This is a genomic window from Agromyces sp. NPDC029043 (genome assembly GCF_055564615.1).
The window spans coordinates 319,610-340,834 of the sequence record NZ_JBVHVX010000001.1 but is presented as its reverse complement, the minus strand read 5'-3'; the positions used below and the strand labels follow the sequence as shown (position 1 = coordinate 340,834).

Sequence of the window (21,225 nt, the reverse complement as noted above, 5' to 3'; positions counted from 1 at the left end):
TTCCGAACGGAGCCCACGTGACTCAGCACACCACCGAGCCGCCGACCTCGGCGCTCGACCTGGCCGAGGAGTTCCTCGACCGCACCACCCCGCTCAGCCGCATCCGCAACACCCTGCACCGGTATCCCGCGATCAGTCCCGCGATCGTGCTCGTGGTCGCCGTGATCGTGTTCGGACTGCTGAACGACCGATTCCTCAACCCCGCCAACCTCTCGCTCATCACCCAGCAGGTGGCGGTCGTCGGCACGCTCGCCGTGGCGCAGACGCTCATCATCCTCACGGCCGGCATCGACCTGTCGGTCGGCGCGGTCATGGTGCTGAGCTCGATGGTCATCGCGCAGTCGACCGTTCAGGCAGGGCTGCCCGCCGTCCTCGGCCTCGTCGCGGGCCTCGTGGTCGGTCTGGGCGCCGGCGCGCTCAACGGTGCGCTCGTCACGCGCCTCAAGCTGCCGCCGTTCATCGTGACCCTCGGCACGCTGAACATCTTCCTCGCGCTCACGCTGCTCTACTCGGGCGGCGCCACGGTGCGGGGCGGCGAGATGCCCGAGCTACTCACGTGGACGGGCGCGACGTTCCCGGTGTTCGGCGTCAACTTCACGGTCGGCGTCGTCATGATGCTGCTGCTCTACGTCGCCATCGCGTTCATCCTGCAGAAGACCGCGTGGGGACGGCACGTGTACGCGGTCGGCGACGACCGCGAGTCCGCGCGCCTCGCGGGCATCCGCGTGAGCCGCGTGCTCATGAGCGTCTACCTCGCCGCGGGCGCGATCATCGCGCTCGGCGCGTGGATCCAGATCGGCCGCTCGAACGCCGCATCGCCGAACGCGGGCGCCGACCTCAACCTCGACTCGATCACCGCCGTCGTCATCGGCGGCACGAGCCTCTTCGGCGGTCGCGGAACCGTCTGGGGCACGCTCCTCGGCGCCCTCATCGTGGGCGTCTTCCGCAACGGCCTCGCGCTCGCGGGGCTCGACGTGCTCTGGCAGACCTTCGCCGTCGGCGTGCTCATCGTCGTCGCCGTGTCGGTCGACCAGTGGATCAGGAAGGTACGCGCATGACCGCGAACGACACGGCGACCCGCGCGCCCATCCTCACCGCCAAGCGCCTCGTCAAGACGTTCGGCCGGGTCGTCGGCCTCGATGGCGTGAGCCTCGAGCTGTACCCGGGCGAGGTGCTCGCGGTGATCGGCGACAACGGCGCGGGCAAGTCGACGCTCATCAAGTGCCTGACGGGCGCCGAGATCCCCGATGAGGGCGAGATCACGCTCGACGGCCGGCCCGTGCACTTCAAGCGCCCACAGGACGCGCGGGCGGCCGGCATCGAGACGGTCTACCAGGGCCTCGCCGTCTCGCCGGCGCTGGACGTCGCCTCCAACCTGTTCCTCGGCCGCGAGGTGCGCCGCAAGGGCGTGCTCGGCTCGGTGTTCCGCATGGTCGACCAGAAGGGCATGCGGCAGCGCGCGAAGGACGAGCTGTCCTCGCTCGGCATCTCGACGCTGCAGGATGTCACGGTCGCCGTCGAGAACCTCTCGGGCGGGCAGCGCCAGGCCGTCGCGGTCGCGCGTGCGGCGGCGTTCGGGTCCAAGGTCGTCGTGCTCGACGAGCCCACCGCCGCGCTCGGCGTGCGCGAGTCGAACCAGGTGCTCCAGCTCGTCCACAGCCTCCGCGACCGCGGCATCCCCGTCATCCTGATCTCGCACAACATGCCGCACGTGTTCGAGGTGGCCGACCGCATCCACGTGCAGCGCCTCGGCAAGCGCGCCGCGACGATCACGCCGCAGACGCACTCGATGACCGACGCCGTCGCGATCATGACCGGGGCGAGCCGCGGATGAGCTGGATGGACGCTCCCGGCCCCGTCGAGCTCGTTGCCGAGTTCACGGCGCTGCCGGGCAACGAGGCCGAGGTCGAGTCGCTCCTGGCCGAGCTCACCGCGGCCGTGCGGGCCGAGCCGGGATGCCTCGCGTTCGACTCGTACGTCGAGACCGAGCCGCCCGTCGTGGCCGAACTCGCCGTCGACGAGGCGGTGGACGGACGGAGGTTCGTCGTCGTGGAGGCGTACCGCGATGCGGCTGCGTTCGCGGAACACCTCGCACAGCCGCACGGTGCCCGGTTCAACGCCGCGCTCGGGCCGCTCATCGCCGAGCCGGGCGGCTCGGTGCTCCGGTTCCTGCGCCCGGTCGGGTAGGGCCTCCGCCGGGGCGGCGCGGAACGCTGTACGGTGTGTCGAGTCGCCCCGACGGAAGGCCCCATGAGACCCGGACCCAGACGCAGCCTCACCCACGCCGAGATCCTCGACGCCGCGTTCGAGCTGCTCGAGGCCAAGGGCTTCGACGCCGTCTCGGTGCGGGGCGTCGCCGGCGCGCTCGGTCTCACGCCCACGGCGATGTACACGTACTACCCGAACAAGCAGGCGCTGCTGGCCGGCATGGTCGAGCGGGTCCTCGGCCGGCTCGAGATCGAGGCGGGGCCGACGGATGCCTCCGGCGCCGGCGCCGCGAGCCCGGCGCGCGCCGCGCGCACCCGCGTGCTGGCGGTGGCCCGGGGCCTGCGCGAGCTGCTCGTCGAGCGACCGGGCGCCGTCGGGCTGCTGCTCGCGACGCCGCTCGACGGTCCCAACGCGACACGCATCGACGAGGAGCTGCTCGCGGCGTTCAGCGTGGCCGGCCTCGACCTCGCGAATGCGGGGCGAGCGGCGCACGCCGTGCGCGTCCACGTCCTCGGCGCGGTCGCGTTCGACGCCGCCGAGGCCGGGCGGGCCGTGGAGGCCGAGCTCGAGGACGAGGCGCCGGCCGCGGCATCCGACACCCTCTGGGACGACCTCGAGTCGTTCCCGCTCAGCGATCGCAGCCGCGCCCTGGCCGACGATCCCGCCGGCCGATTCGCCTGGGGGGTCGAGCGGCTGCTCGACGGACTGCTCGGGGCCTGACCCCGCACGCGACGAGGCGCCGACCCCCTGAGGGGCCGGCGCCTCGCCGTGTCGGGTGGCCCCGGATCAGCCCGCGCTGGGCGGGGTGATGCTGATGAGCGCCGTCTTGTTCCCGTCGAGGGTCTTCGTCACCGTGACGGCGGTGCCGTAGCCCACGCCGGCGTCGGCGGGGTTGCCGGTGCCGAGCGTCGTGAACCCGAGGTCCATGCCGAAGAGCGACGTGACGGGGTTGCCCGCCGGGTCGACCACGCGGGTCGTGTACGGCTGGTTGCCCACCGAGGGCACCACGGCGGAGCCGTCCGCATAGCGGTAGAACAGCGAGCCGTCACGGAACTCGAGGCCCGGAACCCAGCCCTGGTCGTCGGTGAAGGTGCTCACCGCCGCCAGCGCGGGGATCTTCGTGCAGTACTCGGCGAACGCCCCATCGGTGAAGCACTCCGTGAACTCGTACGTCTTCTGCAGGCCGAAGGCCGCGTTCGACGACTGCGCCCGCGAGGGCAGGTTCTTCAGCCTGGACGTGTCCTTCGCCGCCGCGTCGCCGGTACGGCGCAACGGGTCGAAGTGGCTGTCGACGAGCAGCAGCCCGCCCTTCGCGCCCGCGCTCGGCATCGCGGTCAGGTTCGACCGGATGTGATTCGTGTTGCCGTAGGTCGTGTCGCGGTACCAGACCAGCGCGCCGGGCGCGTTGTACCGGATCTTGTCGACCTTCCACGCGTCGGTGCTGTACACGGTGTCGTAGGCGTGGTTCAGGCCCTCGTCGAACCCGTCGAAGTTGCGCCACTCCACCAGGTAGTAGTGCGCCTTCGACGACGTGCCCGAGTCGGTGCGCCATCCGGGACCCGTGGTGTCGACGAACGTCGAGACCGCGGGGGTCCAGCCGTTGTCGCCCGACTCGACGTCGTCGGACCAGACGGTCTCGCCGCCGCTCGTGAGCGAGAAGTCGTCGGCGAACCAGCCGCGGTCGAGGTAGGCGGCATCCGTCGTCTGGCGCAGGCGCAGGTCGACCGTCCGGCCCGCGTACGCGCCGAGGTCGACGTACTGGTGCTGCCAGCCGTGCGAGTCGCCGGTCAGGCCGTACTTCTTGTTGCCGAAGGTGGCCATGTTGCCGTTGGGGTCGGCGTAGCCGTCGGGGGTCGTGACCTCGGCGCCGGCCTCGTCGTAGACCTTCAGCTCCGTCCACGAGTCGCCGCCGTCGGTCGAGACCTCGACGAAGCCGTAGTCCCAGTCGAGCTCGATGACGTAGTCGTTCCACATCCAGAACTTCGCGTCGGCGGGAACCTGGAGGCTGCGCGTCAGCGTGATGTCGGCCCAGTCCTGGTCGGCGCCGGTGTACCACGCGTTCTCGCCGCTGTGCGGCGTCGTGAGCGTCACGGTCTTGTTCGGCAGGTTGATCTTGACGCCGTCCTCGGTGCCCTTGAGCGGACGCGAGTTCTGGCCGACCTTGACGGTCAGCGCGTCGTCGCCCGGGTTCACCTGACGGGGGTTGGCCCAGCCGAGCACCCACTTGTCCCAGAGGCCCATGTGGGTCGGCATCGACTGGAAGATGGGCCCGGCGTGCGAGCCCGACGACATGAGGTCCCAGAAGTCGACGTCGGAGTTGCCGGCGCCGGAGGTGTCGTACAGGTCGGGCAGGCCGAGGTCGTGGCCGTACTCGTGCGCGAACACGCCCACGCCCGAGTCCTCGGGCTGCACGATGTAGTTCGACAGCTTGAGGTCGGTGCCGGGGATGTCGGCGCCGCCGGCGACCGCCGACGAGTGCGCCCAGAGGGCGTAGGTGCCCTCGGCGCCGCCGCCGCCGGACTTGTCCTCGCCGGCGTGCACGAGCACGACGTGGTCGATGACGCCGTCGGGCTCGTAATAGTTGCCGTCGCCGTCGCGGTCGCCCTGGTCCTCGATGTCGTAGTCGGCGAACGGGAAGCCGGGCTGCTGCACGGCGAGCGCCTCGACCGCGTCGATCGCGAGCTGGCCGGCTCCGAGCGGGTTGTCGGGGTGGCCCTGCATGTCCTGGATGGCGCCGGCCTCGTACACGCCCTCGTCGTTGAGGTGGCAGACGCTCGCGCCGTACCAGGCCTCGGAGTGGTCGACCTTCACCCATTCGGTCGTCTTGCCGGTCACGGTGTAGGCGCCGCGCGACATCTCCTCGTACATGTTCTTCATCGAGTAGCCGGAGATGTCGAAGCCCGGCTTGCCGTCGGGCCCGGTCAGGTCGGTGCGGACCCGCTCGGTGATTCCCTCGTCGCTGAACAGCATCGCGTCGAAGTGCGCGGGGGAGAAGTCCTCCACCCACATCGAGTTGTTGTCGAGCATCGACGCGTCGGCGGGGTCGGGGATGTTGTTGTGCAGCGGGCCGTTCTGGACGCTGCCCGGCTTGCAGTCCGTCGCGCCGAAGGCGGTCGGAACCTGCACGCCCGTGAAGTCGTCGTCGGCCTGGTCGTCGAACTCGACCAGGATCGTGAGGAGCTTGGCCTCCTGGGTCGACTTGGCGCCCTTGAAGCGGTCCTTCAGCTCCTTCGGGCTCGTGCCGGTCTCGATCGACTTGGCCTCGAGCTTCGCGAGCCCACGCGCAGCGACGGGGTTGCCCGACGCGAACTTCTCGTCGACCCCCGCCGCCTTGGCGATGGCCGCCTTCTGCGCCGCCTCGCCCTGCACGACCTCGAGGTCGGTGCCGAACGCCTCCTCGGCGCGGGGCTCGACGTAGTTCATGTAGTACTCCGAGGCGTCGATCGACGTCTCGCTTCCCTGCGGTGCCGCCGTCGCCATCCCGCCCGCGCCAGTGGCGGCGAGTCCGGATGCGACGAGGGCGAGCGCCGGCAGGGCTGCCGCGGCGCGCTTCCGCGCGCGCGAGCTGGTTCCAGCCATGGTTCTCCCTCCGAGTGCCCGCGACGGTGGCCGCGGACACGAACGTCGTCCGCCGGTGGGCGGACGTAGGGGGAATCCTGCCCCCCGAACGGGGACGGTGGGAAGCCCCCGAGGGCAACTGCGTGGAATCGTTGCTATCGAGGCATCCTCAACACAGATTCACCGCGTCGAGGGAACGTGCGATGGTGGAGCGGGATGTCGCAGCATCTGCGAAACGCGAAGACTGCCGGATGGCGCGCCGCGCGCCCTCAGCCGATGAGCAGGCTGCGCAGCTGGTCGGCCGAGTGCACGACCGCGAACGCGTCGCCCGCCTCCTCGGGGGAGCCGTAGCCCCACTCGACGAGGATCGTGGGCAGGCCGTGCGCGGCCGCGCCGAGGATGTCGTAGCCGCGGTCGCCGACCATGACCGCGTTGGCGGTCTCGACGCCCTGCTCCCGCAGGCGGCGCAGCGCCTCGGCGACCACGTCGGCCTTGGTGCTGCGCGTCTCGTCGTCGCTCGCGCCGGCGATCGTCGCGAAGTGGTGGTCGAGCCCGTGGTGGGCGAGCACCTCGCGCGCCATCGACTCGGGCTTGCTCGTCGCGAGCGCGACCGGGATGCCCGCGGCGTTCAGGCGCTGGAGCACGCCCTCGACCCCGGGGAAGACGGGCGAGCGCAGCAGGTGCTCGTCGTAGTGGTCGCGGTAGACGTTGAGGGCCTCCCACGCGTCGACGTCGGTGAAGCCCGCCGTCATGCGGAGGCTGTCGAGCAGCGGGGGCCCGACGTACGACTGCAGGATCTCGCGGTCGGGGACCGGCAGCCCCATCTCGGTGAACATGTGCGCGAGGGAGTCCATGATCTCGCTCGCCGAGTCGACGATGGTGCCGTCGAGGTCGAAGAGCACCGCGGACCAGGTGCGCGTCGGCGCGATGGCGGCGATGGGCGAGGTGGAGGTCACCGAGCCATCCTAGAGCGCCTTCATCCGAGTGATTCTCAGGAAGGCGGCTAGAACAGCCGGGCGTGGCCGCTCTCGACGCCCTTCATCGCGTCGTAGTCGAGCACGACGCAGCGGATGCCGCGGTCTTCCGCGAGCGTGCGCGCCTGCGGCTTGATCTCCTGGGCGGCGAAGACGCCGGCGACCGGCGCGAGTCGTGGGTCGCGGTTCATGAGCTCGAGGTAGCGGGTGAGCTGCTCGACGCCGTCGATGTCGCCGCGGCGCTTGAGCTCGACCGCGACGGATCGGCCGGTGGCATCCGTCGCCAGGATGTCGACGGGCCCGATTGCGGTCATGTACTCGCGGCGCACGAGCCGGTACCCATCGCCGAGCAGCTCGATCTGCTCGGCAAGCAGCTTCTGCAGGTGCGACTCGACGCCGTCCTTCACGAGGCCGGGGTCGACGCCGAGCTCGTGCGCGGAGTCGTGGAGGACCTCGTGGATCGACACGGTGAGCTGGTCGACGGTCTTCGCGTGCGTGACCTTCCACACCTCGGTGACGCCGGCGGCGCGCTGGTCGTCATCGGGCTCGGCTGCGGCGAGCGTGCACGGCGGGCTCATCCAGTTCAGGGGCTTGTAGCTGCCCCCGTCGGAGTGCACGAGCAGGCTGCCGTCGCCCTTGACCATGAGCAGGCGCGTCGCGAGCGGCAGGTGCGCCGACAGCCTGCCGGCGTAGTCGACGGAGCAGCGGGCGATGACGAGACGCACCCTGCGAGTCTACGTCGGAGGTCGCACAGCGTCGGGCCGCGCGCGGCTCGCCGCCGACCTACCCCTGCGGCGACCCGTCGTGCGGGCGCGCCTCGTGGTGGCGCAGCCCGTGCGTGCGCTCGCGCTCCTTCATCTCGGCCTCGTAGACGTGGCGCCGACCGCCCACGAGCTCCTCGCGCGCGGCCCGCTCCGTCGCCTTGACCGCCGCGAAGTAGCCGTCGTCGTACTCCTCGACGACCTGGAACGTCCAGCGCCCCTCGAGCACGTTGCGGCCGACGATCTCGCGATCGATCCGATCGGCGATCTCGTGGTGCCCGGCCTTGCGGAACAGCTCGACCGCCTCGCCGATCGCGAGGTCGGCCGTCCCGGTCATCCGGTGGAAGTGATAGAGCGACCCGCGGGCGTCCTCGAGCACCTCGAGCGCCTCGGAGAACTTGCCGAGCGCCTCGATCGTGGCATCCGTCACGCCCTCGGGCCTGGTGTGCTCCGGGCGCGGGGCGTCGTCGGGCACCGCCGGCAGGGTCTCGTCGTCGGGCAGGGTCTCATCGCGCACGCTCATGCCTGCATCATGCCGAGCGGATGGCGCGCGCGACAGGCCTTGCGGCCCACGGTGGCGGTTCAGCTGCGGCGCGGGCGGTTGCGCTCGCGCGCGGCCGGCGCCGCGAGCCCGGCGACCACCATGAGCCCCAGGAGCAGCAGGAGCCCGTTCAGGATGCCGAACTGCTCGCCGAGGAACCCGATGAGCGGCGGGCCCACGAGGAACGCGCAGTACCCGATCATCGCGACCGCGGAGACGCGCGCCGCGGCATCCGCTCGATCGGCGACATCGGCAGCGGCCGACATCCCGACGGGGAACGCCAGCGAGCACCCGATGCCCCACAGCGCGGTGCCGACGATGAGCATCCACGGCTCGCTCGCGAAGATGAACAGCGCAAGGCCGACGACGCCGATGCCGGCCATGACCTGCAGCACGAGCACGCGGCCGAAGCGGTCGATGAACGGGCCGCCGAGCACGCGCGCGCCGGTGATGGCGATGGTGAAGACCGTGAAGATCGCCGCGCCGGTCGTCTCGTCGAGGCCGTGGCCGTCGACGACCGCGAGCGCGAGCCAGTCGTTCGCGCTGCCCTCGGCGAACGACATCCCGAGCATCACGACGCCGATCAGCAGCAACCGGACGTCGGCCCACACGCTGAGGCTGCGCTTGAGCCGCAGGGTCCACGGCTCGCGGGGCGTGTCGGAGTGCGGGTCGTCGCCGAGCTCCTCGCGCAGCGGGACGAAGCGCACCGCGACCACGACGGCGACGGCGATCACCGCGGCGATGATGCCGAGGTGCACCGACACCGACAGCGCCAGGGCGGATGCGACGGCCGCGAGCGCGGCCCCGGCGACCGTGCCGAAGCTGAAGAAGGCGTGCATGAGCGGCATGACCGTCTTGCCGAGCTCGCGCTCGGCCTCGGCGCCCTCCACGTTCATCATCACGTCGACCGCGCCGTTGCCGAAGCCGAACATCACCAGGCCCACGGCCACGAGCACGACGCTCGGCAGCACGGAGCCGCCGAGGCCGACGAGAACGAGGCCGACCGACACGGTCACCAGCGCGCCGATCATGCCGAGTCGCGCGCCGAAGCGCGCCATGAGCCATGGCGCGGCGATGAGGCCGACGATCGAGCCGATCGAGCCGGCGAGGATGACGAGGCCGACGCCCTGGGTGCTGAGCCCCACGTCGTCGCGGACCGCCGGGATGCGCGCGACCCAGCTGGCGAGGCTGAGGCCCGAGAGGAAGAAGATCGCGAAGATCGCGTTGCGCCAGGCGACCAGCTCGCGGCGGGGGCGAGCGGATGCCGCGGCGGCGGGCGTCTCGCCGGCGCCGGCCGGACCGTGGGCCTGCTGGTCGTGTTCGGTCATCGTGTCTGCGGGGTCTCGGTGGTGCGACATTACTGCCTCGTCGTCGAAATGCGGCCGGATTGCGGTTCGAATCGATTCGAGTCGAATCGATTCGACTGTACCCGGCGCCGGCCTCGGCCAGCAACCCGCGACACTCGGCGATCTCGCAGCAAACGGGGGGTGGTGCCTCCGGTTCGCGGCGTGTGATGATGCTCGCAATCGAGGACGGCGCCAACTTGCACGGCGCCGTCCTCGTCCACGTTCCGGCAAGGGTCGTGCGGCCGGCACCCCGTGCCATCCGCCCCCATCGCTCTGACTACGATGGGCGGGTCACCTCGACGCGCGCCGTGACCCTCGGTGCGTGGAACCCGGCGCCGGCCCACCACGCGGGCGCCCGTACGCAGAAGGCACCGCCGATGAAGGCCCTGTACAAGTCCGCGCCCGGCGCGGGACTCGAGTTCGTCGATCGCCCCGAGCCCGAGACCGGGCCCGAGGACGTGAAGATCCGGGTGCTGCGCACCGGCATCTGCGGCACCGACCTGCACATCGAGCACTGGGACGACTGGGCCGCGTCCGAGATCCGCACGCCGTTGGTCCCGGGCCACGAGTTCTACGGCGAGGTCGTCGAGGTGGGCGACCTCGTGCACGACGTGGCGGTCGGCGATCACGTGTCGGGCGAGGGGCACATCGTGTGCGGGATGTGCCGCAACTGCCGCGCGGGCCGTCGCCAGATGTGCATCCGCACCAAGGGCCTCGGCCTGCACCGGGACGGCGCGTTCGCCGAGTTCATCGTCATGCCGGGCGAGAACGTGTGGGTGCACCACTCGCCCGTCGACCCCGAGGTCGGCGCGATCTTCGACCCGTTCGGCAACGCCGTGCACACCGCGCTGGCGTTCTCCCTCGTCGGCGAGGATGTGCTCGTCACCGGTTGCGGCCCCATCGGCCTCATGTCGATCGCGGTCGCGCGGCACGTCGGCGCCCGCTTCATCGTCGCGAGCGACGTCAGCCCGGCGCGGCTCGAGCTGGCGATGCAGATGGGGGCGGACGCCACGGTCGACGTGTCGCGCGAGCGCATCCGCGACGTCCAGCCGCGCCTGGGCATGCGCGAGGGCTTCGACATCGGCTTCGAGATGTCGGGCTCGGCGAAGGCGCTGCCCGAGATGATCGAGAACATGAACCACGGCGGCCGGATCGCGCTGCTCGGCCTTCCGAGCGAGCCGTACGCGATCGACTGGGGCAAGGTCGTCACCCACATGCTGATCCTGAAGGGCATCTACGGTCGCGAGATGTTCGAGACGTGGAACTCGATGAGCGCGATGCTGCAGACCAGCTCGGAGCTGCGCGGGCGCGTGGCGTCCATCATCAGCGACCGCTACCCGGCGCGCGAGTGGCGCGCCGCCTTCGACGCCGCCGCGTCCGGCGGCGTCGGGAAGGTCATCCTCGACTGGACGGAGGTCTGAGCGTGTACGGATCGGTGAAGGAGCAGCTGCGGGCGGAGCTCGCCGAGATCGAGGCCGCCGGGCTCACGAAGCGCGAGCGCGGCATCCACGGGCCGCAGTCGTCCGAGATCGAGGTCGGCGGCCGCGAGGTGCTGAACTTCTGCGCGAACAACTACCTGGGGCTCGCGAACGACCCCCGCATCGTCGCGGCCGCGCACCGCGGGCTCGACGAGTGGGGGTACGGACTCGCGAGCGTGCGCTTCATCTGCGGCACGCAGGAGCTGCACCTCGAGCTGGAGAAGCGGGTGTCGGAGTTCCTCGGCTACGACGACACCATCCTGTTCTCGTCGTGCTTCGACGCGAACGGCGGCGTCTTCGAGGTGCTCTTCGGGCCGGATGACGCGATCATCTCCGACGAGCTCAACCACGCGTCGATCATCGACGGCATCCGGCTGTCGAAGGCCCAGCGGTTCCGGTACCGCAACCGCGACATGGCCGACCTCGAGGCGAAGCTGCGCGAGGCGTCGGGCGCGCGCCGCCGCGTGATCGTGACCGACGGCGTCTTCTCGATGGACGGCTACGTCGCGCCGCTGCCGGAGATCTGCGACCTCGCCGAGCAGTACGACGCGCTCGTCTTCGTCGACGACTCGCACGCGGTCGGCTTCGTCGGCGAGCACGGTCGCGGCACGCCGGAGTTCTGCGGAGTGGAGGGACGGGTCGACATCACGACCGGCACGTTCGGGAAGGCGCTCGGCGGGGCGTCCGGCGGCTACGTCGCGGCGCGCGCCGAGATCGTCGCGCTGCTCCGGCAGCGGGCGCGGCCCTACCTGTTCTCCAACACGCTCGCCCCGGCGATCGTCGCGGGTACGATCGAGGCGCTGCGGCTCGTGAGCGAGTCGGGCGAGTTGCGGCAGCGCCTGATCGCGAACGCGGCGCTGTTCCGCGAGCTGATGACGGATGCCGGCTTCGAGCTGCTGCCCGGATCGCACCCGATCGTCCCCGTGATGTTCGGCGACGCGGCGCTCACCGCGCGTATCGCCGACGCGCTGCAGGAGCGCGGCGTGTACGTCACGGCGTTCTCCTACCCGGTCGTCCCCAAGGGGCTCGCGCGCATCCGCGTGCAGCTGTCGGCCGCGCACGACGAGGACGAGATCCGCCGCTGCGTCGCCGCGTTCGCCGACGCGCGCGACGCGGTGCTCGCCGCCGCGCCCGCCTGACCCGTCCGACCCGGGTCTCAGTGGCGTTCACCTCGGCGGATATACGATCCGCCGCCCGGGCGGATCGCGTCCGGCCCCGGCGCGCCGTATCGTATATCCGCGGTGTTGGCCGCATTCAGCGAGCTCGAATCGATTCGACCGTAGAATCGATGTCGTGAAGGCCGAAGCCGCGCCCGAGACCGGCGCCATCCCCCGCGTGACGCTCGCCGACGTCGCCGCGAAGGCGGGCGTGTCGGCGTCGACCGCCTCGCTCGCGTTCAGCGGCTCGGGCCCGGTGTCGGATGCCACGAAGGAGCGCGTGCTCGCCGCTGCCGCCGACCTCGGCTACGGCGGGCCCGATCCGCGCGCGCGTTCGCTGCGCCGCGGCCGCTCGGGCATCGTCGGCGTCGTGCTCGAGGAACGCGTGCGCGCCGCCTTCCTCGACCCCGTGAAGATCCAGACCCTCGACGGCCTGACCGAGGGGATCGCGCCGCTCAAGGCCGGCCTGCTCCTGCTCACCGACACCGGCGACGCCGAGGCGCCGGTCAGCATCGACACCGCGCCGCTCGACGCGGTCGTGCTCATCGGCTGCAGCCCGAGGTTCCAGAGCCAGATCGAGGCGCTGCAGCGCCGCGGCATCCCGACCGTCGCCATCGAGGGGGCGCCCGGGGGCGACATCCCCGAGATCACGATCGACAACCGCGAGGCGACCCGTCGCGGCGCCGAGCACCTGCGCGAACTGGGGCACACGGATGTCGCGACCGTGACCCTCCCCTTCGAGCCCACGCGCACGCGCGGCCCCCTCACGCCGGGCCATGAGTCGTCGGCGACCGTCGACACGAGCGTGGAGCGGCTGCGGGGGGCTCGCGACGTCTACCCCGGCATCCGCGCGCAGGTGGCGGCGACCAGCTCGATCGAGGAGGGCCGCGAGGCCGGCCACGCCCTGCTGGCGGATGCCGCGAGCCGGCCGACCGCGATCATCGCGCAGTCCGACCTGCTCGCCGCGGGGGTCATCCAGGCCGCCGAGGCGCTCGGACTCGACGTGCCCGGCGACGTGAGCGTGATCGGGTTCGACGGCATCCGCGTCGACGGTCTCCAGCACGACCTGACGACGCTCGTCCAGCCGTCGGTCGCCAAGGGGCGCGCGGCGGGCGAGGCGATCGTGCGCATGCTGTCGGGCGAGTCCGCGAGCGGCACCGACTTCACGAGCACCCTGCACGTCGGCGACACGACGGCGCCGCCGCGCGCCTGAGCGACGGGGTTCAGTCGGGCGCGATCTCGCCGGAGCCCGAGATCGAACTGCGTACCTCGGGGCGTCCGGAGTAGCGCACGGTCCCGCTCCCCGAGAGCGTCACGTCGAGCGTGTCGGCCACGTCGACGGAGACCTCGCCGGACCCCGAGAGCACGACCTGCGCCGACCGTGCGCTCAGGTCGCCGGCATCGATGTTGCCGGAGCCGCTGACGTTCACCACCAGCTCGTCGGTCGACCCCTCGGTGTCGATCGAGCCGGATCCGCTGATCGAGGCTCGCACGGACTGCGCGTCGAGCGCGTCGGTCTCGATCTCGCCCGAGCCGCGGATGTCGAGCGACACCTCGTCGGCGCTGCCGAACTCGGCGGTGATGTCGCCGGAGCCCTCGAGGACGACCGACTCGAGCGACGTGACGGTGACCTCGACGTCGAGGTCGCGATCGCCGACGATGAGCGGTCCGCGGCGCACCCCGATCTCGAGCCGGCCGTCGTCGACCTCGGTGGAGAGTCGCTCGAGCAGGTTCTCGCCGCCGGTGACGGTCAACGAGGGCTCGTCGCCGAGGCGGATCGCCACCTCGCCGCCGATCTGCACCACCACTTCGGTGGCGTCCTCGATCTCGCGATCCTCGGTGCGCCGGTCGCCGGCGGTGACGAACGGCACGCACGCCGTGAGGGCGAGCAACGATCCTGCGGTCGCGAGCGCGCCGACGGCGCGGCCCGCGGTGACGGCTCGACCGGACATGAGAGCTCCTTCGTCGACGGACGCTTCGACGCTAGCCACGGAACCGCGTCGCCGGACGGGCCGTTGGTCACTCGGCTACGCGGGCGCGCCCGTCACCATCCACGCGCGGCCCCGCGCGCGCCACGACAACGTGACCGCGCGCGCGGCGAGGTACCCGATCGCGAAGGCGGCGGTGAGCCCGGCGAGCGCGAGGGCTCCGGGCACGTCGGCGCCCGAGCCGTCGGCCCACCACACGACGCCGACGGCGAGCGGGACGAAGACGGCCAGGTTCACGAGGCCGGTCCAGGCGAGGTAGCGGGCGTCGCCCGCGCCGATGAGGACGCCGTCGAGCACGAACACGAGCCCGCCGAGCGGGGCCGAGAGCCCGAGCACGACGAGCGACGGCGGCAGCAGTGCGGCGACCGCGGCCGATGAGGTGAACACGGCCGGCAGCACCCACGCGGTCGCGATCACGAGGGCGCCGATGACCGCGCCCGCCGCGACGCCCCACTCGACGCAGCGGCGAAGGACCGCGCGCACGTGGTCGACGTCGCCCGCGCCGAGCCCCTTGCCGATGAGGGCCTGGGCCGCGATCGCGAGCGCGTCGAGCGCGAAGCCGAGCGTGAAGTAGATCGTGATCGCGACCTGGTATGCCGCCAGCTCGTCGCGTCCGAGCGAGGCGGCGGCCCAGGTCGCGAGCAGCAGCGCCACGCGCAGGCTCAGCGTGCGCAGGAACAGCCAGCCCCCCGCCCGTGCGCCGCGCAGCACGCCCGCGTGGTGCGGCCAGGCGCTCGCGCCGACGCGGGCGATGTGCCGGCCGATCACCGCCAGGTACACGAGCACCATGCCCCACTGCGCGACGACCGTTCCGATCGCCGAGCCCGCGATGCCCCAGCCGAGGCCGTAGATGAACACGGCGTTCAGTGCGATGTTCGCGGTGAAGCCGAGGCCGGCCACCCAGAGCGGCGTGCGCGTGTCCTGCAGGCCGCGCAGCAGTCCGGTCGCCGCGAACACCACGAGCATCGCCGGGAGTCCGGCCATCGAGATCGTCAGGTAGACGGACGCCTGGGCGGTCACCTCTGCGGATGCGCCGAAGGCGCCCACGAGCCACGGCGCGGCGAGCCATCCGAGTGCCGCCAGGACCGCGCCGAGCCCGAGCGCGAGCCACAGTCCGTCGACCCCGGATGCGACCGCGCCGCGTTCGTCGCCCGCGCCCAGCCGACGCGCGACCGACGGCGTCGTCGCGTAGGCGAGGAAGATCATCAGGCCGATGATGGTCTGGAGCACCGCGCTGGCCAGGCCCAGGCCGGCGAGCGGGGCCGCGCCGAGGTGCCCGACCATGGCGGTGTCGGCGAGCAGGAACAGCGGCTCGGCGACGAGCGCGCCCAGCGCGGGCACGGCGAGGCGCAGGATGTCGCGGTCGACCGCGCGCCGCGATGGCGCGTGGAGCCGGGTCGGGGTGGGCGAGGTGCTCATGCCTGCACGAGCCTACGGCCTGCCTCCGTCAGCCGGTCCCGGTTCCGGCCCCGCCCCCGTTCAGCAGGGCTGGAAGCCCGCGTCCGGCTCCGAGGCCGCGGCGCCCTTGATGAACGTGAAGCGCGTCCCCGATCCATCGACCGGGAGCACCACCACGACGCCGTACTCGGGGGTCCACCCGTCGGACACGAGGAAGTACTTCCCGCCGGTGCTCTCGAGCAGCCGCAGGCCGCGATAGCGGTACCGCGTCACCTCGCCGTCGGCGAGGCACCCCGCCTCGACACCGGGCGCCGAGATGTCGAGCGGCGTCGCGCTGTCGACCTCGACCCCCGGGAGTTCCGCGACCGTGAATTCACGACCGAGCTGATTGCCCTCGACGATCGCGTAGTTCGTGGCCGACCAGAACAGGCCGACCGCGACCAGCACTGCGACCGAGCCGCGCAGCACGGCCGCGGTCAGCGGCGGCATCCGCACCGCGCCGGGGAGCCGTGAGCGGAGGTGGACGGCGTAGAGCACCAGCAGGAGCGCGCCCGCCCACAGCAGCGGCGCCGCGATGAACGCGGGCGCGGCGATGGCCTCGACGTTCGCGCCCGCCCAGGCGCCGGCCAGCCCGGCGATGAAGACGAGCGCCGCGAGCACCCAGATCCAGCGCGGCGCCCCGCGCACGACCCGATCCGACGGTCCCCGGGCCGCGAGCCTGCGCCGCCAGAGATGGTCGCAGCCGACCCACACGAGCCCGGCCACGCCGGCGATGATCGGCAGGATGAACACGGACCGCACGGCGCGGCGCGCGTACTCGTCGACCGTCATGCCGAGGATCGCCTCGTCGATGCCGAGGTACCGCGACATCTCGTCGGAGCGCACCCACCCGAAGTAGACGACGAGTGCGGTCAGCACGCTCACGTTGAGCAGGATCCCGACGAGGCTGCGGACGAGTCCGTTACGGGTCTCCTCGTCGTCCTCGGACGGCGCGTCCGTCGACTGGGGTGCAGGCGGTGGGGCGGATGGCGCGGCGTCCGCGTCGCGCGCCCGGCCGCGTCCTCGCCGGCGCATCATCCGCTCCCTCCGGTGGACGGCGCCGTCCCGGTGCCGTCGGTTCCCGCGTCGGTCCCGCCGGTGTCGGTCCCGCCGGTGTCGGTCCCGCCGGTTCCGTCGGCCCCTTCGTTTTCCCCGGCGCCGCCGGTGCTGGTGCTCTCAGTCGGCGTCGGGGTCGGTGGCTGCGTCGGCGGAATACTCTCGTCGGCGTCGGGCGTCAACGGATCGTCGACGAACGCATCGAGCGAGGGAAAGGTGGTGTCGCCTTCACTCGTGTGCCAGAGCGGCATCGGGCCAGCGGGGCACTCGAACGATTCGTCAGGTCGCTGGTCGAGCACGCTCATCACCTCGCGATACAGCAGGCAGGAGAACCTGCCAGGCGCGAAGCGGAGATCGGCGGGAATCGCGAGCCCGACGAGTCCGTACTGCGTGACGGCCTGATTCATATGCTTGCGCCCGGTCTGCATATCGCCACTGCACACGGCGACACCGGCGGCCACGAGCAGCACGAAGCGGGGATTCGAGAAGCCGTACGAAGCCTCGCCGTACTCGTTCGGCTTCGACTGCTCGAGGAACGCACGGCCGGCTTCGCAACTCTCGCGAAGGGCGGTGTACGCGCTGCTGTCGCTGAACGTTATGCTCTCGTCAGTCGGCGGAAGCTCGAACGCGTAGACGACAGGCTTCTCGCCGCCACCTCCGCCCGAGCCGCCGCCGTTGCCGTTTCCTGAGCCGCCGCCGTTCCCGTGTGCGCCGCCGTTCCCGACCCCGCCGCCGTTGCCGTTCCCGGACCCGCCGCCGTTGCCGTTCCCGTTGCCGCCGCGGGATCCGCCTCCGGAGCTGTCGGACGTGGTGTCGTCCGATCCCGTGATCGTGTCCGGTGTCGCGCACCCCGCCAGCACCGCCCCGCCGAGGAGCGCGGTCGCGGCGAGGAGCACCGCCCGGTCGAGCCGTCGTCGCCGTCGAGCGTCCATCGTGCATCGCCCCCTTGCTGATGAGGGCATGGTCGGAGTCCGAGCGTGCCGCCGCAACAGGGCGACCCCTTGCGGTCGCGCCAGTGCCAGCCCCGACCGGAGGGCACGCCCCGCGCTACGACTCGACGATCTCCTTGCCGAGCGGCGCGAGCGAGACCGGGATGAGCTTGAAGTTCGCGATGCCGAGCGGGATGCCGATGATCGTGATGCACATGATGACGCCCGTGATGAGGTGCTCGAGCGCGAGCCACCAGCCGGCGAGGACGACCCACACGACGTTGCCGAGGAACGACCACACGCCCGAGCGCGGGTTCGACACGACCTCGCGGCCGAACGGCCACACGGCGTAGTTGCCGATGCGGAACGACGCGAGGCCCCACGGGATCGTGACGATGAGGATGCACATGAGCACCCCGGCCAGCAGGTAGCCGATCCAGAGCCAGACGCCCGCGAGCACGAACCAGATGATGTTCAGCAGCGTGTTCATGATGCTCCGATCGTCGCACCGAACGGGATCCGTCGCGACGGGCTTGCGCGCAGACGGCCCGCCCCCGCTGGCGTCCTCGCGCTCGCCGGATGCGAGACTGACCGTATGAGACGGGGCCGGCTCCGCGTGCTCCTCGGCGCCGCTCCGGGCGTCGGCAAGACGTACGCCATGCTCGAGGAGGGCCGACGCCTCCGCGACGAGGGGCGCGACCTCGTCGTGGGCTTCGTCGAGCCCCACGGGCGCGCGGCCACCGCGGCCATGGTCGAGGGGCTGGAGGTCGTGCCGCGCCGCATCGAGACGCACCGCGGACTCCGGCTCGAGGAGATGGACGTCGACGCGGTGCTCGCCCGCAGGCCCGAGATCGCGTTGGTCGACGAGCTGGCGCACACGAACGCCCCGGGCTCGCGCAACGCCAAGCGCTGGCAGGACGTGGACGAGCTGCTCGACGCCGGCATCGATGTCATCTCCACGGTCAACACCCAGCACATCGAGTCGCTCGGCGACGTCGTGTACGAGATCACGGGGGCCCAGCAGCGCGAGACGATCCCCGACTCGGTGCTGCGCGCCGCCGACCAGGTCGAGGTCGTCGACCTCGCGCCGCAGGCGCTGCGCGACCGCCTCGCGACGGGCCTCGTGTACCCGGCCGAACGCATCGACGCGGCGCTGTCGAACTACTTCCGGCTCGGCAACCTCACCGCGCTGCGCGAGCTCGCGCTGCTGTGGCTGGCCGACGAGGTCGACCAGGCGCTCAAGGCGTACCGCGCCGAGCACGGCATCGACCGCAAGTGGGAGGCGCGGGAGCGCGTGGTCGTCGCGCTCACGGGCGGCCCCGAGGGAGAGACGCTGCTCCGCAGGGGCGCGCGCATCGCGGCGCGCTCGGCGGGCGGGGAACTGCTGGCCGTGCACGTCACGACTCCGGACGGCCTGCGGTCCCGCCATCCCGAGGCCCTCGACCGGCAGCGCACGCTCGTCGAACGACTCGGCGGCACGTTCCACGAGGTGGTCGGCGAGGACATCCCGCGGGCGCTGGTCGACTTCGCGCGGGCGTCGGATGCCACGCAGCTCGTCATCGGCGTCAGCCGCCGGTCGCGTCTCGCCGCGGCCTTCACGGGCCCGGGCATCGGCGCGACCGTGATCCGCGAGTCCGGCGACATCGACGTGCACATCGTCACGCACGCCGCGGCCGGATCCGGGTTCTCGCTGCCCCGCCTCGGCGGCGCGCTCAGCCGGCAGCGCCTCATCGCGGGCTTCGCGGTCGCGCTGATCGCGGGACCGTTGCTCAGCTGGCTGCTGTGGGTGCTCCGGTCCGAGGCGTCCATCACGAGCGACGTGCTCGCCTACCAGCTGCTCGTCATCATCGTCGCCCTGATCGGCGGGTTGTGGCCGGGCCTGTTCGCGGCCGTGCTCTCGGGGATCACGCTGAACTTCCTGTTCATCGAGCCGCAGTACACGTTCTCCATCGGCCAGCCGCGGCAGTTCCTCGCGCTCGTGTTCTACGTGCTGAATGCGCTCCTGGTGAGCTACGTCGTCGACCAGGCGGCGCGGCGGAGTCGCGAGGCGCGCCGGTCGGCGGCGGAGTCGCGGCTGCTCGCGGCCATCTCGGGGAGCGTGCTGCGCGGCGAGGACGCCCTCCAGGCGATGGTCACCCGCACCCGGGAGGCGTTCGGGCTCGCGGGCGTCCGGCTCATCGTCGACGGCGAGGTCCGCGCTGCCGACGGCGAGCCGACGCGCGACGAGCGCCACGCGGAGGTGCCGATCGGGACGCGCGGCGTGCTCGAGCTGCACGGGCCCGAGCTCGAGGCATCCGAGAGCCGGCTCCTCGCGGTGATCGCGACGCAGATGGATGCGGCCATCGAGCAGGGTGCGCTCGCGACCGCCGCCTCGGCGGCCGACTCGCTCGCCGAGACCGACCGCGTGCGCAGCGCCCTGCTGGCGGCGGTCGGGCACGACCTGCGGCGTCCGCTCACGGCCGCGAGCGCCGCGGTGAGCGCGCTGCGCGCGGAGGACGTGCAGCTCAGCCCGACTCAGCGCCAGGAGCTGCTCGCGACCGCGGGGGAGAGCCTGGAGTCGCTCGCGGAACTGGTGACCAACCTGCTCGATGTCAGCCGCGTGCAGGCCGGGGCCCTCGCGGTGACGCTCGCCCCCACCGAGGTGGCCGACGTCGTGTTCCCGGCGCTCGAGGAGCTGCACGCCGGCCCGGCCGAGGTCGAGCTCGACCTGCCCGAGGACTCGCCCCGCCTCCTCGCCGACACCGTGCTGCTGCAGCGTGTCGTCGTGAACCTCCTCGCCAACGCCCTGCGCTTCTCCCCGCCGGGGAAGCGCGTGCGCGTCGCGGCGAGCGGCTTCCGCGGAACGGCCCAGCTCAGGATCGTCGACCGCGGCCCGGGGATCCCGCCCGAACGCCGCGACCAGGTCTTCACGCCGTTCCAGCGGCTCGGCGACACCGACAACGAAACGGGACTCGGCCTCGGCCTGGCGCTCTCGAAGGGGTTCGTGGAGGGGATGGACGGCACACTGGAGGTGGAGGACACTCCGGGCGGCGGAGTGACGATGGTGGTCACCCTCCCGGCGGCGGAGGAGGTCGCGTGAGGATCCTGCTGGCCGACGACGACGAGCAGCTGCAGCGCGCGCTGCGCATCACGCTGACCGCGCGCGGCTACGAGGTGCTGCAGGCGCGCGACGGCGCCGAGGCGATCGACCTCGCCGCCAACGGACACCCCGACCTCATCGTCCTCGACCTCGGGATGCCGCGCGTCGACGGGATCGACGTCATCCGGGCCGTGCGCGCGTGGTCGAGCGTGCCGATCCTCGTGCTGTCGGGCCGCACCGACTCGACCGAGAAGGTCGAGGCGCTCGATGCGGGCGCGGATGACTACGTCACGAAGCCGTTCGCGATGGACGAGTTCCTGGCGCGGATCCGGGCACGATCACGCCGCCCCGCGGGCGAGGGGGATCCGGCTTCCGTGCGCATCGGCGACCTCGAGGTCGACCTGGCCGCACGCACGGTGCGGACGGCCGACGGCGGTGCGAGCGCAGTGCGGCTGACGCCGACCGAATGGCGGCTGCTCGAGCTGCTGTTGCGGAACCCGGGCAAGCTCATGACGCGCCAGATGCTGCTCGGCGAGGTGTGGGGACCGTATCACTCGAACGACGGAGGGTACCTGCGACTGTACATCGCGCAGCTTCGCCGCAAGCTCGAGCCCGTTCCGTCGCAGCCGCGCTACCTCGTCACCGAAGCGGGCATGGGCTACCGGTTCGATCCCTGATGCGCGCCGTCCTAACGGAATCCGTACGGTCCGGCG

19 protein-coding genes are annotated in these 21,225 nt (G+C 71.9%); 9 read left to right on the top strand and 10 right to left on the bottom strand.

The window, feature by feature from the left end:
* The first annotated feature begins 17 nt into the window (after positions 1-17).
* From ACZ4TW_RS01605 to ACZ4TW_RS01590, 4 genes are all read left to right on the top strand, one after another.
* Positions 18-1,058, top strand: coding sequence for an ABC transporter permease (locus ACZ4TW_RS01605; protein WP_465539492.1), 1,041 nt, complete (start codon positions 18-20; stop codon positions 1,056-1,058).
* A complete protein-coding gene (locus ACZ4TW_RS01600; RefSeq protein ID WP_465539490.1) occupies positions 1,055-1,834 on the top strand; it encodes an ATP-binding cassette domain-containing protein in 780 nt (259 codons plus the stop codon). The genes ACZ4TW_RS01605 and ACZ4TW_RS01600 overlap by 4 nt, the downstream gene beginning before the upstream one ends.
* A 5-nt stretch (positions 1,835-1,839) precedes the next feature.
* Complete coding sequence (locus ACZ4TW_RS01595) at positions 1,840-2,187, top strand: putative quinol monooxygenase (RefSeq protein ID WP_465539488.1); 348 nt, start codon at positions 1,840-1,842, stop codon at positions 2,185-2,187.
* A 63-nt stretch (positions 2,188-2,250) separates the two neighbouring features.
* Positions 2,251-2,928 carry a TetR/AcrR family transcriptional regulator gene (locus ACZ4TW_RS01590; protein ID WP_465539486.1) on the top strand — a complete coding sequence of 226 codons (678 nt, stop codon included), beginning with the start codon at positions 2,251-2,253 and terminating at the stop codon, positions 2,926-2,928.
* A gap of 66 nt (positions 2,929-2,994) precedes the next feature.
* On the opposite strand, the gene ACZ4TW_RS01585 is transcribed toward ACZ4TW_RS01590, so the two are convergent.
* The 5 genes from ACZ4TW_RS01585 to ACZ4TW_RS01565 form a co-directional block, all read right to left on the bottom strand.
* On the bottom strand, positions 2,995-5,787 hold the full coding sequence (locus tag ACZ4TW_RS01585; protein ID WP_465539484.1) for an immune inhibitor A domain-containing protein: 2,793 nt from the start codon (positions 5,785-5,787) through the stop codon (positions 2,995-2,997).
* 248 nt (positions 5,788-6,035) lie between these two features.
* Complete coding sequence (locus ACZ4TW_RS01580) at positions 6,036-6,722, bottom strand: HAD hydrolase-like protein (RefSeq protein ID WP_465539482.1); 687 nt, start codon at positions 6,720-6,722, stop codon at positions 6,036-6,038.
* A 47-nt stretch (positions 6,723-6,769) separates the two neighbouring features.
* Positions 6,770-7,465 carry an endonuclease NucS gene (gene nucS / locus ACZ4TW_RS01575; protein WP_465539480.1) on the bottom strand — a complete coding sequence of 232 codons (696 nt, stop codon included), beginning with the start codon at positions 7,463-7,465 and terminating at the stop codon, positions 6,770-6,772.
* Positions 7,466-7,523: 58 nt separating this feature from the next.
* A complete protein-coding gene (locus ACZ4TW_RS01570; protein ID WP_465539478.1) occupies positions 7,524-8,024 on the bottom strand; it encodes a hypothetical protein in 501 nt (166 codons plus the stop codon).
* 59 nt (positions 8,025-8,083) lie between these two features.
* On the bottom strand, positions 8,084-9,400 hold the full coding sequence (locus ACZ4TW_RS01565) for an MFS transporter (RefSeq protein ID WP_465539476.1): 1,317 nt from the start codon (positions 9,398-9,400) through the stop codon (positions 8,084-8,086).
* Positions 9,401-9,765: 365 nt separating this feature from the next.
* On the opposite strand from ACZ4TW_RS01565, the gene tdh reads away from it, so the two are divergent.
* The 3 genes from tdh (at position 9,766) to ACZ4TW_RS01550 (ending at position 13,236) form a co-directional block, all read left to right on the top strand.
* Positions 9,766-10,809: an L-threonine 3-dehydrogenase gene (tdh, locus tag ACZ4TW_RS01560; RefSeq protein ID WP_465540244.1), complete on the top strand. Its 1,044-nt coding sequence runs from the start codon at positions 9,766-9,768 to the stop codon at positions 10,807-10,809.
* Positions 10,810-10,811: 2 nt separating this feature from the next.
* Positions 10,812-12,005: a glycine C-acetyltransferase gene (locus ACZ4TW_RS01555; protein ID WP_465539474.1), complete on the top strand. Its 1,194-nt coding sequence runs from the start codon at positions 10,812-10,814 to the stop codon at positions 12,003-12,005.
* Between the two features lie 154 nt (positions 12,006-12,159).
* A complete protein-coding gene (locus ACZ4TW_RS01550) occupies positions 12,160-13,236 on the top strand; it encodes a LacI family DNA-binding transcriptional regulator (RefSeq protein WP_465539472.1) in 1,077 nt (358 codons plus the stop codon).
* 10 nt (positions 13,237-13,246) lie between these two features.
* Here ACZ4TW_RS01550 and ACZ4TW_RS01545 read toward each other — a convergent pair whose 3' ends face one another.
* The 5 genes from ACZ4TW_RS01545 to ACZ4TW_RS01525 all read right to left on the bottom strand — a co-directional run bounded on the left by ACZ4TW_RS01545 (position 13,247) and on the right by ACZ4TW_RS01525 (position 17,923).
* Positions 13,247-13,975: a head GIN domain-containing protein gene (locus ACZ4TW_RS01545; protein ID WP_465539471.1), complete on the bottom strand. Its 729-nt coding sequence runs from the start codon at positions 13,973-13,975 to the stop codon at positions 13,247-13,249.
* Positions 13,976-14,050: 75 nt separating this feature from the next.
* Complete coding sequence (locus ACZ4TW_RS01540) at positions 14,051-15,430, bottom strand: MATE family efflux transporter (protein ID WP_465539469.1); 1,380 nt, start codon at positions 15,428-15,430, stop codon at positions 14,051-14,053.
* A 60-nt stretch (positions 15,431-15,490) separates the two neighbouring features.
* On the bottom strand, positions 15,491-16,483 hold the full coding sequence (locus ACZ4TW_RS01535; protein ID WP_465539467.1) for a hypothetical protein: 993 nt from the start codon (positions 16,481-16,483) through the stop codon (positions 15,491-15,493).
* Positions 16,483-17,436 (bottom strand): hypothetical protein, encoded by a 954-nt coding sequence (locus ACZ4TW_RS01530; protein ID WP_465539466.1) that lies wholly within the window; start codon positions 17,434-17,436, stop codon positions 16,483-16,485. The genes ACZ4TW_RS01535 and ACZ4TW_RS01530 overlap by 1 nt, the downstream gene beginning before the upstream one ends.
* A 115-nt stretch (positions 17,437-17,551) precedes the next feature.
* Positions 17,552-17,923 (bottom strand): YccF domain-containing protein, encoded by a 372-nt coding sequence (locus tag ACZ4TW_RS01525; protein WP_465539465.1) that lies wholly within the window; start codon positions 17,921-17,923, stop codon positions 17,552-17,554.
* Positions 17,924-18,028: 105 nt separating this feature from the next.
* Between ACZ4TW_RS01525 and ACZ4TW_RS01520 the strand changes: the two genes are divergently transcribed.
* Both ACZ4TW_RS01520 and ACZ4TW_RS01515 read left to right on the top strand, forming a co-directional pair.
* Positions 18,029-20,512, top strand: coding sequence for a DUF4118 domain-containing protein (locus ACZ4TW_RS01520; protein ID WP_465539463.1), 2,484 nt, complete (start codon positions 18,029-18,031; stop codon positions 20,510-20,512).
* Positions 20,509-21,189 carry a response regulator gene (locus ACZ4TW_RS01515; RefSeq protein ID WP_465539460.1) on the top strand — a complete coding sequence of 227 codons (681 nt, stop codon included), beginning with the start codon at positions 20,509-20,511 and terminating at the stop codon, positions 21,187-21,189. The genes ACZ4TW_RS01520 and ACZ4TW_RS01515 overlap by 4 nt, the downstream gene beginning before the upstream one ends.
* Positions 21,190-21,225: the final 36 nt, after the last annotated feature.

Bases quoted from the DNA above. Each gene is read 5' to 3' on its own strand.
- ACZ4TW_RS01600 (WP_465539490.1), top strand. From the start codon at position 1,055: ATGACCGCGAACGACACGGCGACCCGCGCGCCCATCCTCACCGCCAAG.
- ACZ4TW_RS01595 (WP_465539488.1), top strand. From the start codon at position 1,840: ATGGACGCTCCCGGCCCCGTCGAGCTCGTTGCCGAGTTCACGGCGCTG.
- ACZ4TW_RS01590 (WP_465539486.1), top strand. From the start codon at position 2,251: ATGAGACCCGGACCCAGACGCAGCCTCACCCACGCCGAGATCCTCGAC.
- ACZ4TW_RS01585 (WP_465539484.1), bottom strand. From the start codon at position 5,787: ATGGCTGGAACCAGCTCGCGCGCGCGGAAGCGCGCCGCGGCAGCCCTG.
- ACZ4TW_RS01570 (WP_465539478.1), bottom strand. From the start codon at position 8,024: ATGAGCGTGCGCGATGAGACCCTGCCCGACGACGAGACCCTGCCGGCG.
- ACZ4TW_RS01565 (WP_465539476.1), bottom strand. From the start codon at position 9,400: ATGTCGCACCACCGAGACCCCGCAGACACGATGACCGAACACGACCAG.
- tdh (WP_465540244.1), top strand. From the start codon at position 9,766: ATGAAGGCCCTGTACAAGTCCGCGCCCGGCGCGGGACTCGAGTTCGTC.
- ACZ4TW_RS01545 (WP_465539471.1), bottom strand. From the start codon at position 13,975: ATGTCCGGTCGAGCCGTCACCGCGGGCCGCGCCGTCGGCGCGCTCGCG.
- ACZ4TW_RS01540 (WP_465539469.1), bottom strand. From the start codon at position 15,430: ATGAGCACCTCGCCCACCCCGACCCGGCTCCACGCGCCATCGCGGCGC.
- ACZ4TW_RS01535 (WP_465539467.1), bottom strand. From the start codon at position 16,483: ATGCGCCGGCGAGGACGCGGCCGGGCGCGCGACGCGGACGCCGCGCCA.
- ACZ4TW_RS01530 (WP_465539466.1), bottom strand. From the start codon at position 17,436: ATGGACGCTCGACGGCGACGACGGCTCGACCGGGCGGTGCTCCTCGCC.
- ACZ4TW_RS01525 (WP_465539465.1), bottom strand. From the start codon at position 17,923: ATGAACACGCTGCTGAACATCATCTGGTTCGTGCTCGCGGGCGTCTGG.
- ACZ4TW_RS01520 (WP_465539463.1), top strand. From the start codon at position 18,029: ATGAGACGGGGCCGGCTCCGCGTGCTCCTCGGCGCCGCTCCGGGCGTC.